Source organism: Streptomyces sp. MUM 203J, assembly GCF_022414595.1.
Lineage (GTDB): Bacteria > Actinomycetota > Actinomycetes > Streptomycetales > Streptomycetaceae > Streptomyces.
In genome coordinates this window covers 92,784-105,512 of record NZ_JADWYO010000014.1, presented here as the reverse complement: position 1 = coordinate 105,512, position 12,729 = coordinate 92,784, and the positions used below count along the sequence as shown (strand labels likewise).

The window sequence follows — 12,729 nt, the reverse complement described above, 5'->3', positions numbered from 1 at the left end:
CCGCCGGGCCGCCCCCGTCGGCAGCGGCACAGGCGTCGGCAGAAGCGCTCCGGCGCCCCGCTCGTCGTCACCGCGGCCCCCGTCTCGACCGGCGGAAGCCGCGCCGCCGACGCCCGGCGGCCCACCGGCAGCGCCGCGGTCCCGGCCCCGGCCACGGCACGACCGCTGCGGACGGCTCCGGCGCGGGACGGGAGGCGGGACGGCGGACGACGCCTCGTTCGCCGGACGGGCCCCGAACCGTCGGATCGCGGCCACGGCGCCCGAACAGCCGGTGACCGTGAGGGGTTCCCACCGGCGATGCGCTCGCCGGGTGAGGCGTTCACCCACCGGCTTTCCCGGTGCCGCCACTGGGGCGAGACCGCGGATCCGGTCCGGGCGCCGTCGAGACCCTCGCTCCGTACGACCGGGCGCGCGTCGACGGCGGCCGCGGCGGGAGTGCGGCTCGCGCCGCAGCCGGTCACCGTTTCCGGTCACCACCGGTGCGGGGACCGGGCACCGCCGCCGACCGCGGCGCGCGGCGGCGTCGTCCGCCTCGCCCGGCGGCGCTCGGGCCGCCGTGCGGGGCGATGCCCTGAAGGCGGAGAACAACCGCGAGGGGCCCCGGAGCCGGTGGGCGCCGGCGCACCGGTGGTCTCCGGCCCGAGAGGCCGTCCCGACACTGAGGAGCCCAGGGCGCACAGGTGGGCGAAGCCGGGGCCCGCACGGATCGCGTCATGCCTCCGGTCGTGGAACCCGAGGCTGACAACGCTCCGTTCACCCGGATCCGGGCATCAATGTCAGTGGGGCGCGCTACGGTGCGCAGCAATCCGATCCGCGCTTGCTGGCTGCGGCGCTGCCGGACCCGCCGCCCCGCCCTGCCCGCGCAGGGCGGAGCGGATCCCGGCGACTGACCGGGGCCGCCTGGATGTCAGCGGCTGCCGTCCAGGATGACGCGGGCGACCAGGGCCGGATCGTCGTTCATCGGAACATGCCCGCACCCCGGCAGCCGTACCAGACGGGCAGCCGGGACCACCCGCTTGGCGCGCGGGCCCTGCCGGGGCAGCAGGAGCCGGTCCCGGGTGCCCCAGGCGATGGTGACGGGCACGTGCCGTATGTCGTCCAGGAACAGCACGTCCCGTCCGGCGGTCAGTGTCTGGTCGAACCCGGAGGCCTCACGCAGTGCGAGCGTCTCCGCGACCACCGCCTCGGGGGAACGGCGCCCCGGCCGGGCGTAGATCGTCCCGGCCAGCGCGGCCCGCCCCGCCGCGGACCGGGACAGCCGCTCGACCAGCGGCACCGGCAGGGTCCGCGCCCCCGCGCGCATGGCCCGGAGCGTTCCGAACGCGTACCGCCGCTCGCCCTCCGTCCAGAAGCCGGCGGGGGACAGGGCGGTCACCGAGCGGACCAGGCCGGCCCGGCCCAGCTCCAGGGCGAGCAGCCCGCCCAGTGAGTTTCCGGCCACATGCGGCCGGTCCACGTCCAGGGCCGTGCAGAGCCCGTCCAGCACCGGGACGACCGAGGCCAGGTCGTACGCCATGCCCTCGGGCAGGGCGGAGGAGGCGCCGAAACCGGGCAGGTCGACGGCGATGACGTCCCGTTCGGCAGCCAGCAGATCCAGCACGGGCCGCCAGGCCTGCCAGTGGTGGCCGATGCCGTGCAGCAGGAGCAACGGATCGCCGCCACCACGCCGTTCGTACCGTACGGACACCACGCCCGGCCCCTGAGGGGCGTCCACCGTGAACGAGATCTCCCTGGTCATGCCGCCCCTCTCGCCTGTCCGCCCATCGCCCTGTACGGCGCGTCAGCAAGGATTACCGGCTGGTAGCCAAGAGTTCAAGGGGCCCTTGACCGGATTGCGCCCCGGGGCCGCACGCGCGGCCGACGATTGGTCTTGACCAAGTCCGGGGCCCGTCCTATGGTCGCAGAGTTAGTGAAAGAACCTTTAATAAAGAGCGTCGCGGAAAGTCGTTCCGGGCACGGCGATCGCGGAGGAATCAGGGTGGGGACCACACAGCTGGAGCCGGTGCCGGAGCCGAAGTACTGGCACCTGAAGACCGTTATCAGCGAGGCGCTCGACTCCGAGTTCGAGGTGGGCGAGATCCTGCCCAACGAGCGTGCGCTCGCGGCCCGCTTCGGCGTCGCCCGTGCCACCCTCCGGCAGGCCCTGGAACAGCTGGAGCTGGAGGGCCGCCTCCAGCGCCGCCGTGGCGTCGGTACCACCGTGGCCCCGCCGCGCGTCGGTGTGGACGTCTCGACCGCCCGTCACCACTGGCCCGCCGCGGGTGAGGACACCTGGCAGGCTGTCGACTGCGCCGCCGCCGTACCTCCCGCCGCCGTGGCCCGCCTCCTGGACCCGGAGGGCGAGGACGCGCCGGGCGGCGAGCCGGCGGCCGCCCGCCCCGTGTACGTCGTCCGCAGGCTCCGGGCCTCGAACGGCCAGTCCGTGGCCGCCGAGCAGCTCTACGTCCCGGCCGCCTCCGTTCCGGACCTCGCGGCCTCAGGCGACCCGGCCGGACAGGGGCTCGCGCGCGGGGTGCTGCGCGCACTGCAGTCGCTGCCCCTGGAGGGCCAGGACCGGGCCGTGGAGCTGGGCTCCGCACGCGCCGACGACGCCAGGGAACTGGACCGGCTGCCCGGCGCGCCCGTCCTCGTGGTCACCACCCGCTACTTCTCCGGCGGCCGTACCGCGGCCGTCTCCGTCGCCACCTACCGGGCCGACACCTGCCGACTGACCTTCGGAGACGTGGGCGACCTGCAGATCGCCTCCTGAAGAATCCGGGCCGCGCATGCCCCGGGCCCGCCGCCCCCGGTCAGCGGCGGGCCGTCACCGTGCCCTCCACCGCGAACAGCTGCTCCTCCACGTGGTCGAGCGCCAGCCGCAGCGCGCCCGTCGCCACCGCCGCCTCGCCCAGCAGCGACAGCGCCACCCGGGGCGGACGCAGGCAGAACCTCGCCAACTGCTCCCGCAGCGGCGGCAGAATCCCGTCGAGACCGGCCGCCCAGCCGCCCACCACCACCAGCTCCGGATCGAGCGCCAGCACCAGCGCCGCCACGTCGTGCACCAGCCGCTCCGTGAAACGGTCGACTGCCGCCTGGGCCCGCTCGTCGCCCTTACGGGCCCGCGCGAACACCTCCGCGACCGCCTGCTCGTCCAGAGGGTGCAGCGGTTCGTCCGTCGTCGACAGCAAGGCCTCCGGGGCGTCCCCCCGCCCCAGCAGATGCAGCGCCCCGATCTCCCCGGCCGCCCCGCCGAACCCCCGGTGCAGCCGCCCGCCGATCAGCGACCCGGCCCCCGGGCTCAGTCCGGCCAGCACGAACACGATGTCGTCCGAGTCGATCGCCGCGCCCTTCCAGTGCTCGGCCACCGCCGCCGCGTTCGCGTCGTTCTCCACGAGCACCGGGCAGCGGAACGACCGCCGCAGCCGCTCGCCCAGCGCCAGCCCCGTCCAGCCCGGCAGAGCCGTGCCCAGCCGCACCGTCCCGTCGGCCTCCACGATCCCGGGCGTGCCCACGCCGACCGCACGCAGGCTGCCGCGCGCCACACCGGTGCGCCGCAGCACGTCCGCGACCACCGTCCGTACACGCTCCAGCCGCTCGTCCTCAGAGGCGGTCTCCGCGACCGCCCGCTGTCCCGCGCCGATGATCCGGCCGTCGAGACCGGACAGCAGTGCGGCGACCCGGTGCGGGCCGATCTCGACACCCAGCAGGTGCCCGGCCTCCGCCCGGAACCGGAAGCGGCGGGCGGGACGCCCCTGACGCCGGACCCCGCCCTCCTCGGGCGCCGCCTCCATCACCAGCCCGGTCGCGATCAGCCCCTCGGTCACGCCCTCCACCGTGGGGCGGGAGAGGCCCGTGAGGCGTGAGAGGTCGGTCAGCGTGCGGGACTCACCACCGCGCAGCGCATGGAGTACCACCGCGGAATTGATCCGCCGCAGCAGCGACGGGTCCCCGCCGGTCAGCCGCCCCACCGTGTGTCCTCCCAGCTCGTGCCGCGTTTCGCAGCCGCTCGTCGCGTGTCTGGCGGATCGTACTCAATGTCCCGGCCGACGGGCGAGCAAGCCCGCTGGCTGCGCCGGGGGCCACGACGCTGACGGAACACCAATTGTCAGTGGCAGCAGCTTTACTGGACCCATGACCACCGCTCGGCATCTGGCGACGATCGACCTGCTGCGCCTCCGGCCCTTCCCCGGGCGGTGCGGCCGGTCCGAGGCGGGCGACAGCGGCCCGGGCTACCACGTGGCGGAGCTGGCGACGAGCGAGCACTTCTGGGAGGACGCCTCCCGGATCGAGCCGGTCGCGGAGCAGTACGAGGCCGAGCGCGACGCTTTGAGCGCGCTCCTGGCAGGACGCTGGGGCGAGCCGCAGGTGTTCAGCCTCTGGTCGGTCTTCCGGCGCGGCATGGACGGCGAGGACATCCCGGAGCCGTGGCACGGCCTGAGCGGCCATGTCCCGGACCTGCACCTGTGGCGGGCCGACGGCCGGTGGATAGCGCTCGGCGTCTCCCAGTGGGACGAGGAACTGCCGTTCCAGCTCCTCGCCGTGGTCACCGAGACCGATCCTCCGTAGCGTCGTCCTCCGCGCCGGTCCGCTCCCCGGAGGCGGCCGGCTCCGGCCGCGCGTACCCCTCCGCCGGCGTCCGTGCCGTCCGGCGTGCGTCGAGGCCGCCCGGACCGGGCGGCGCCCGCATCCGCATGCCCCGGACCGGTCCCCGCCTTCCTGTCCCCGAGGATTCTCCGGTGCACGGTGACGCCGACGACCCCGAGCCCAGGGGGGCGGAACCGCTCAGCCTGCGCGGCCCTCGGGGGGCGGCCCTGTCGGCCCGGACGGCTTCATCCGCCGCGGAACGGAACCGGACGTAGCCCGAGGGCCCTCGCCGGACCCGCCGAAGCGGCGGCCTCTCGCCCCTGGCACCGGGCTCGGGCCGATCCCGCGGCAGGGGACGGACAGGCCGCCCGCGGCCACGTCGGGAAGGACGCTGCCGCGGGCGGCCCGGAGTTCTTCAGCGGTGAACCGGCGAGCGGCGCCGCCTGAGGCCGTGTCAGAGAATGGCGCCCGGCGCGTAGGAGGCGGCCGCCGGGTGCTGCTTCACGATCTCCTCGATGCGCGAGACCACCGCGCCGACCTGGTCGGCCGCCGCTCCCGTGAAGGACAGCTTGTCCGCCATCAGCGCGTCCAGCCCGGCCCGGTCCAGCGGGATGCGCCCGTCGGAGGCCAGCCTGTCCAGCAGCTCGTTGCGCTCGGCGCCCTGCTCGCGCATCGCCAGCGCCGAGGCCACCGCGTTCTCCTTGATCGCCTCGTGCGCCTCCTCACGGCCCACACCGGCCCGCACCGACGCCATCAGCACCTTTGTCGTCGCCAGGAACGGCAGGTAGCGGTCCAGCTCCCGCGCCACGACCGCCGGGAACGCCCCGAACTCGTCCAGCACCGTCAGGAAGGTCTCCAGCAGACCGTCGAACGCGAAGAACGCGTCCGGCAGCGCGACCCGGCGCACCACCGAGCACGACACGTCGCCCTCGTTCCACTGGTCGCCCGCCAGCTCGCCCGCCATCGAGGCGTAGCCGCGCAGGATCACCATCAGCCCGTTCACCCGCTCACAGGAACGGGTGTTCATCTTGTGCGGCATCGCGGACGAGCCGACCTGGCCCGGCTTGAAGCCCTCGGTTACCAGCTCGTGCCCGGCCATCAGCCGGACCGTCTTCGCCAGCGACGACGGCGCGCCCGCGAGCTGCACCAGAGCCGTCACGACCTCGTAGTCCAGCGAACGCGGGTACACCTGGCCGACCGAGGTGAACGCGTGCGCGAAGCCCAGGTGCCCGGCGATCCGGCTCTCCAGCTCGGCCAGCTTCGCCGCGTCCCCGCCCAGCAGGTCCAGCATGTCCTGCGCCGTGCCGACCGGGCCCTTGATCCCGCGCAGCGGGTAGCGGCCCAGCAGCTCCTCCAGCCGCGCGTACGCGACCAGCAGCTCGTCGGCGGCGGTCGCGAACCGCTTGCCGAGCGTCGTGGCCTGCGCGGCCACGTTGTGCGAGCGGCCCGCCATGACCAGCTCGCCGTACTCGGCGGCCAGCTTCCCGAGCCGCGCCAGCACCGCGACCGTGCGGTCCCGCATCAGCTCCAGCGACAGCCTGATCTGCAGCTGCTCGACGTTCTCCGTCAGGTCGCGCGAGGTCATGCCCTTGTGCACCTGCTCATGTCCGGCGAGGGCGTTGAACTCCTCGATCCGGGCCTTCACATCGTGCCGCGTGACCTTCTCGCGCTCAGCGATCGACGCCAGGTCGACCTGCTCCAGCACACGCTCGTAGTCGGCCAGGGCGGCGTCCGGGACCTCGATCCCGAGGTCCTTCTGGGCGCGCAGCACGGCGAGCCACAGCCGCCGCTCCAGCTTCACCTTCTGCTCGGGGGACCACAGGACGGCGAGCTCGGTGGAGGCGTACCGGCCGGCGAGGACATTGGGGATACGGGGCTTGGCAGTCACGTGACCGGATTCTACTGGCGATTCGTGCAGGCCAGCGCCCCGGCCCGGCTTGTGGCTTGCTACGAGACCCCGGTCGCCGCCGCCGCGCCCGCCGACCGCCGCCCGGCCGGGGCGGTCAGGGCGCGGGCACCTCGTACGGCAGCAGCTCGGGGCGCTTCGCCGGGAGGCCGTCGCCCGAGGAACGGCCGGTCAGCCGCCGTCCGATCCACGGGCCCAGGTGCTCCCGGGCGAACCGCAGGTCGCCGCGCCGCCGCGCCAGCCACGGGGCGGGGACCGCCGGGGGCAGGGGCGCCCTCCAGTCCTCCTCCGGCGGGAGGCCCAGCGTCTGCCACACCGCCTCGGAGACCCGACGGTGCCCCTCCCCGGTCAGGTGCAGCCGGTCCACGTCCCACAGGCGCGGATCCCCGAGCACCTCGGCGCCGTACAGGTCCACGACCAGTGCCCCGTGCCGGGCGGCCAGCTCGTCGACGTACGAGAGGAGCGCCTCCATCCGGGGGCGGAACCGTTCCATGACCGGGCCCCGGCGGCCGGGGCTGCGCATCAGCACCAGCTGCCCGCACGACGGGGCGAGCCGCTCCACCGCCTCCTCCAGCAGGGCCCGCACCCGCCCCAGGTCGCAGCGGGGGCGCAGCGTGTCGTTGAGGCCGCCGACCAGGGTCACCACGTCGGCCCGCATCGCCGCGGCCGGGCCCACCTGCTCGTCCACGATCTGGCGGATCAGCTTGCCCCGCACGGCCAGGTTGGCGTACCGGAACCCGGGCGTGCGGGCGGCGAGGCGGGTCGCCAGCAGGTCGGCCCAGCCCCGGTAGGAGCCGTCCGGCATCAGGTCGGACATGCCCTCGGTGAAGCTGTCGCCGACCGTGACGAGACTGGTGTGGTTGGCAGTGGTCTCCATGGCGGACCGATCATACCGGTCGGTATGGAGACCACCGCCGCGGCGGCTCAGCCCGCCGAGGGGGAACCGCCCACGAGCTCGCGCAGGACGTCCTCCATGGTGACGAGCCCGGCCAGCCGGCCGTCGTCGTCCAGCACGGCGGCCAGGTGCGTCCGGCTGCGGCGCATCGCCGTCAGGACGTCGTCCAGCGGTGTCGAGGCCCGCACCCGGGCGATCGGGCGCATCGCGGACACCGGCAGCGGCAGGTCCCGCGGCACGATGTCCAGCGCGTCCTTGACGTGCAGGTAGCCGAGGATGCGCCGGTTCGCGTCCACCACCGGGAAGCGGGAGAACCCGGACCGCGCCGCGATCTGCTCCAGCTCCTCAGGCGTGGTGCCCGCGCCCGCGTACACCACCCGCTCCAGCGGCGTGACGACGTCCCGCACCGGCCGGCGGCCCAGCTCCAGAGCATCGTGCAGCCGCTCGGCCGCGCGGCCGTCCAGCAGCCCCGCGTCTCCGGCGTCGGTCACCATCCGTGCCAGCTCGTCGTCGGAGAAGGTCGCCGCGACCGAGTCCTTCGTCTGCACCCGCATCAGCCGCAGCAGTGCGTTCGCGAACGCGTTGATCGTGAAGATCACCGGCCGCAGCGCCCGGGCCAGAGCCACCAGCGGCGGGCCCAGCAGCAGCGCCGTACGGACCGGCTCGGCCAGGGCGATGTTCTTCGGCACCATCTCGCCCAGCAGCATGTGCAGGTAGGTGGCCACCGTCAGGGCGATCACGAACGAGATCGGGTGCACCAGCCCGTGCGGCACGCCGACCGCGTCGAACAGGGGCTCCAGCAGGTGCGCGATGGCCGGCTCCGCGACGATGCCGAGCACCAGGGTGGACAGCGTGATGCCGAGCTGCGCCGCCGCGAGCAGCGCCGACACGTGCTCCAGGCCCCACAGGACGCTGCGCGCCCGCCGGTTCCCGGCCTCGGCCTGCGGTTCGACCTGGCTGCGGCGTACCGAGATCAGCGCGAACTCCGCGCCGACGAAGAACGCGTTCAGCACGAGCATGAGAAAACCGACCAGCAGTTGGATGAAGATCATCGACCGGCCTCCCCACCGGCGGCGGGGTCGTCCCCGTCCGTGCCCGGACCGCCGGGATCACCCGGTGCGTCCGCGGGCGGGGCGTGCAGGATGACGCGCGCGGCGCGGTGTCCGGTGTCGTCGACGACGTCCAGCCGCCAGCCGCCGACCTCGACGTGGTCCCCGGCGACGGGGATCCGGCCAAGAGCGGTGGCGACGAGCCCCGCCAGCGTCTCGTACGGGCCGTCCGGGACGCGCAGTCCGATGGCCCGCAGCCGGTCGGCGCGGGCGGAGCCGTCGGCCGACCACACGGCCCGCCCGTCGGCGTCCTCGCCCGCCCGGACCAGGTCCGGCGTCTCGTGCGGGTCGTGCTCGTCGCGGACCTCGCCCACGACCTCCTCGACGATGTCCTCCATCGTCACGACACCCGCCGTGCCGCCGTACTCGTCGATGACCACGGCGATCGTGGCCTTGCCGTGCATCCGGTCGAGCAGCCGGTCCACGGTCAGCGTCTCCGGGACCAGCACCGGCTCGCGCAGCAGCTCGACGATCGGCGTGCGGTGCCGCCGCTCGGCCGGGATGGCCAGGACGTCCTTGATGTGGGCGGTGCCGACGACGCTGTCCAGCGTGCCCCGGTACACCGGGAAGCGGGACAGGCCGGTGGCCCGGGTGGCGTTCGCGACGTCCTCGGCGGTGGCCTGCGCCTCCAGGGCGGTGACCTGGACGCGGGGGGTCATCACGTTCTCGGCGGTGAGCTCGGCCAGATTCAGGGTGCGGACGAACAGCTCGGCCGTGTCCGCCTCCAGCGCGCCCGCCTTCGCGGAGTGCCGGGCGAGCGCCACCAGCTCCTGAGGGCTGCGTGCGGAGGCCAGCTCCTCGGTGGGCTCCATGCCGAGGCGGCGCACCATGCGGTTGGCGGTGTTGTTGAGATGGCTGATCAGCGGCTTGAAGGCGGCGCTGAAGAACCGCTGCGGGTTTCCGACGACCTTGGCGACGGCGAGCGGGGACGAGATGGCCCAGTTCTTCGGTACCAGCTCACCGACGACCATCAGGACGACCGTCGACAGGCCCGTGCCGATCACCAGCGCCACGGACGAGGCCACGGACGGGGACAACCCCAGGTCCCGGGCGGGTCCGGCGATCAGCTTGGCGATGGACGGCTCGGCGAGCATGCCGATGACCAGGTTGGTCACGGTGATCCCCAGCTGCGCGCCGGAGAGCTGGAAGGTGAGCGACCGTACGGCCTTGAGAGCGCCCTGCGCGCCCCGCTCACCCCGCTCGGCGGCGTCCTCCAGGGCGCCGCGCTCGACGGTCGTGAGGGAGAACTCCGCCGCGACGAACGCTCCGCACATCAGAGCGAGCAGCAGTGCCAGGAGCAGGAGCAGCACCTCGGTCATCGGTTCACCTCCGTCCCATGATCGGTCAGGGACGGGAGGAGCGCGCGGTGTCGGCTCCGACGGCTACTGGGAGGTTCGCCCATGGGCGGACGCTCACAACCTTTCGTGGACAGGAGTGGACACGGACTGCGGTGTCCGGGACTGATGTTCGCTCAGCCATAGTAAAGGAAAGGCAAAAGGCCTCAGTCCCCGAGTGGCCTGACCCACCGGCTCCACTCCGGCTGCGGCTCGTACCCCGCCGCCCGCCAGGCGTGGTGAGCACGAGTGTTGCGGTCCAGGACCATCGCGTCGGCGCGCCGTCCCCCGAGCCCTGCGAACCGCTCACCGGCCGCCTTGAGCAGCGCCGTACCGACGCCGCGCCGCCGCTGCTCCGGGTGGACGGCTGGTCCCCTCGGCCGCCGTCCTCCAGAAGGCCAGGACGTCGTCGAGGTCCTCGGGGGCGGCGGCGCGGACGCTTGGCTGAAGATCACTCATGGCTGGGCATCCCACCACCGGCCGGGGCGTCCCGTCGACCCCTTTCCGCAGCCCCCTTGTCCCTGCTAGCGCACCGGCGCTAGCGTAGTGGCGTGGCGAAGACTCAGCTGAACGTTCGGGTGGACGAGGCCACGGCCGTGACCGCCCGCCGGATGGCGCAGCAGCGGGGGGTCAGCGTGAACCGGTACATCGAGGAACTGGTCCAGCGGGACGCGGGCGAGGCGGGGCGCACCTTCGTCGAGGCGGCGGCCGACTTCATGAAGCAGTACGAGTCGGTGTTCGCCGAGGAGTTCCGCGCCGAGGCGGCCCACGGCCCCCGTCCCCGCCCGGCGGGCGAGCGGTGACGGCGACGGCCCCGCACGCCGCCGCATGAGCCTCACCGTCGACCTCGCCTGGCTGCTCATGGTCGCGGAGCAGAAGACACCCGGCGACCCGCAGGTCGCGGACTGGGGTGCCCTCGTCGCGGCCGTCAGCAGGCACGACGCGAAGATCTTCGACATCCCCGTCTACGACGACCCGCACGCCCGCGCCGCCGCCCTGCTCCAGCTCCTGCTTCACGTGCCCGCCCTGGAGCACTCCAACGCGCTGTTCGCGTGTGCCGTCGCGCACGGCTACCTCGTGGCGTCCGGACTGCGGGTGGCCACGTCCCCGGAGCGGGTCCGGGACCTGGCCCGGCTCGTCAAGGGCGGCCGGACGGACGTACGGAGCATCGCCGCCGAGCTGAAGCGCTGGACGCTGTGACTGCGGCAGTCCCATGACCGGGGTCATGAACGGCACTCCCGGTCCTGACCTCGTCCTCGTCGTGGCGTGCGAGAACCTGCCCGGCGGGCCGGGCCCGACGGCGGCGCTCCGCGCTTGGCTGCGGGACCGGGGCATCGACTGGATGCCCTTCCGGGACGGAGAGGTCCGGCTCGGCCTGGCCTGCGCTCCCGGGGCCGACGGCCGCTGGCGGGGCTGGTACGACGTACGCGTTCCGGCGGACGCCCTACGGCGGCTCGGCCTGCATCCCGACCAGTCCACCGCACGGGTCGACAGCCCCTCCCCGCCCGCGTGGTGGCACGCCGCCGCCGAACGCCAGGCCGGGAACCGGGGAGGGGGCCGGGAGCGGCACGGGGCAGTGACCGGCGTCAGCGGGGCCGCGCGGCGAGGGCGATCACGGGGATCAGGGACAGCGCCAGGGCGCCGCCGACCGCCGCGAGGAACGGAAAGCCCAGGCCCGCCACCACGAACCCGGACGCCATACCGCCCACGGCACCGGAGACCGCGATCCCCACGTCGACCATGCCCTGCGTACGTGCCCGGGTGGCCAGGGGGAGGCTGTCCGTGATCAGGGCCGTACCGCTGATCAGGCCCAGGTTCCAGCCCAGGCCCAGCAGCACCAGAGCCGCCGCCAGCAGCGGCAGGGAGTCCGGCGGGGAGAGCGCCGCGAGCACCCCGGCGGCCAGCAGCACCAGCCCGGACCCGCAGGCCGTCCACAACCGCCCCACACGGTCCACCAGCAGCCCGGTCAGCGGCGACGGCAGGAACATCGCCGCCACGTGCAGGGAGATCACCAGACCCGAGGCCGCGGTGCTGTGCCCGTGGTCCTGCATGTGGACCGGCGTCATCGTCATGATCGCCACCATGACGAGCTGCGCCAGCGCCATGATCCCGGCACCCAGCGGCACCCCGCCCCGAGAGGCGACCGGCTCGGTCTCCGGTCCGCCGCCTGCGGCGGGATCCTCCGCGGCGGCCTCCGCCACCTCCCGGCGCGCTGCGATCTCGCGGGCCGTCAGCAGCGGGTCCGGCCGCAGCCACACCGCCAGGAACAGCGCCCCCGCCCCGTACGCCGCACCGGCCAGCAGGAACGGACCCGCGAGCCGGGGTATCCCCAGCGCCTCCGCCACCACACCGGTCGGCGCCGCCAGGTTGGGCCCGACGACGCCGCCGAAGGTCGTGGCGACCAGCACGGTGCTCACGGCCCGGCCCCGGTGCGCGGGGTCGGCGAGGTCCGCGCCCGCGTAGCGTGCCTGAAGGTTGGTGGCGCTGCCCGCTCCGTACACGAACAGGGCGAAGAACAGCAGCGGCGCGCTGCCGGTGACCGCCGCCGCGATGACGCCCCCGCTGCCCACCGCGCCCGTGGCGTACCCGGCAGCCAGCCCGGGCCTGCGGCCGTATCGCTGCGACACCCGGCCGACCGCGACGGCGGCGAGCGCCGAACCCGTCGTGAACAGGCCGCTCGGCAGCCCCGAGAGGCGGGTGGAGCCCAGCATGTCCTGTGCCAGCAGCGCGCCCACCGTGATCCCGGCCGCGAGCCCGGCACCGCTCAGCACCTGGGACACGACGAGGACGGTCAGCACCCGGCGCTGCGCGGCGGCCTGCTCCACCCCCTCGGCGGCAGTGGGCGGGGTCTGTGAACGGGCGCCCGGCTCGGGCGGCGCTGTCAACGTATTCTCCGTGCTCGCATGGCTGATTGTATGCAGG

Annotated in this window: 11 protein-coding genes and 1 pseudogene; 4 read left to right on the top strand and 8 right to left on the bottom strand. The window is 74.2% G+C overall.

Features of this window, described 5'->3' with window-relative positions:
• Positions 1-907 precede the first annotated feature (907 nt).
• Positions 908-1,738, bottom strand: coding sequence for an alpha/beta fold hydrolase (locus tag I3F58_RS10915; protein WP_240108112.1), 831 nt, complete (start codon positions 1,736-1,738; stop codon positions 908-910).
• Positions 1,739-1,978: 240 nt separating this feature from the next.
• Here I3F58_RS10915 and I3F58_RS10910 point away from each other — a divergent pair, with 240 nt between their 5' ends.
• Positions 1,979-2,749, top strand: coding sequence for a GntR family transcriptional regulator (locus I3F58_RS10910; protein ID WP_240108111.1), 771 nt, complete (start codon positions 1,979-1,981; stop codon positions 2,747-2,749).
• Positions 2,750-2,789: 40 nt separating this feature from the next.
• Here the strand turns inward: I3F58_RS10910 and I3F58_RS10905 are convergent, their stop codons facing one another.
• The gene (locus I3F58_RS10905) at positions 2,790-3,947 is read right to left on the bottom strand and encodes an ROK family protein (RefSeq protein ID WP_240108110.1); all 1,158 of its coding nucleotides are present in this window, start codon (positions 3,945-3,947) and stop codon (positions 2,790-2,792) included.
• Positions 3,948-4,110: 163 nt separating this feature from the next.
• Here I3F58_RS10905 and I3F58_RS10900 point away from each other — a divergent pair, with 163 nt between their 5' ends.
• Complete coding sequence (locus tag I3F58_RS10900) at positions 4,111-4,545, top strand: hypothetical protein (protein WP_240108109.1); 435 nt, start codon at positions 4,111-4,113, stop codon at positions 4,543-4,545.
• Between the two features lie 472 nt (positions 4,546-5,017).
• On the opposite strand, the gene purB is transcribed toward I3F58_RS10900, so the two are convergent.
• The 5 genes and pseudogenes from purB to I3F58_RS10875 form a co-directional block, all read right to left on the bottom strand.
• Positions 5,018-6,451 (bottom strand): adenylosuccinate lyase, encoded by a 1,434-nt coding sequence (gene purB / locus I3F58_RS10895; protein ID WP_240108108.1) that lies wholly within the window; start codon positions 6,449-6,451, stop codon positions 5,018-5,020.
• Positions 6,452-6,566: 115 nt separating this feature from the next.
• Positions 6,567-7,346, bottom strand: coding sequence for an SGNH/GDSL hydrolase family protein (locus tag I3F58_RS10890; RefSeq protein ID WP_240108107.1), 780 nt, complete (start codon positions 7,344-7,346; stop codon positions 6,567-6,569).
• A gap of 47 nt (positions 7,347-7,393) precedes the next feature.
• The gene (locus I3F58_RS10885; protein ID WP_240108106.1) at positions 7,394-8,416 is read right to left on the bottom strand and encodes a hemolysin family protein; all 1,023 of its coding nucleotides are present in this window, start codon (positions 8,414-8,416) and stop codon (positions 7,394-7,396) included.
• Positions 8,413-9,792: a hemolysin family protein gene (locus I3F58_RS10880; RefSeq protein ID WP_240108105.1), complete on the bottom strand. Its 1,380-nt coding sequence runs from the start codon at positions 9,790-9,792 to the stop codon at positions 8,413-8,415. Before I3F58_RS10880 ends, I3F58_RS10885 begins: the two co-directional genes overlap by 4 nt.
• Before the next feature lie 182 nt (positions 9,793-9,974).
• Positions 9,975-10,266, bottom strand: a pseudogene (locus I3F58_RS10875) (GNAT family N-acetyltransferase).
• Positions 10,267-10,358: 92 nt separating this feature from the next.
• On the opposite strand from I3F58_RS10875, the gene I3F58_RS10870 reads away from it, so the two are divergent.
• Positions 10,359-10,610 carry an antitoxin gene (locus I3F58_RS10870; RefSeq protein ID WP_240108104.1) on the top strand — a complete coding sequence of 84 codons (252 nt, stop codon included), beginning with the start codon at positions 10,359-10,361 and terminating at the stop codon, positions 10,608-10,610.
• Between the two features lie 25 nt (positions 10,611-10,635).
• Positions 10,636-11,007: a fic family toxin-antitoxin system, toxin component gene (locus I3F58_RS10865; protein ID WP_240108103.1), complete on the top strand. Its 372-nt coding sequence runs from the start codon at positions 10,636-10,638 to the stop codon at positions 11,005-11,007.
• Between the two features lie 386 nt (positions 11,008-11,393).
• Here I3F58_RS10865 and I3F58_RS10855 read toward each other — a convergent pair whose 3' ends face one another.
• Complete coding sequence (locus tag I3F58_RS10855) at positions 11,394-12,692, bottom strand: MFS transporter (protein ID WP_374207946.1); 1,299 nt, start codon at positions 12,690-12,692, stop codon at positions 11,394-11,396.
• Between the last annotated feature and the right edge of the window lie 37 nt (positions 12,693-12,729).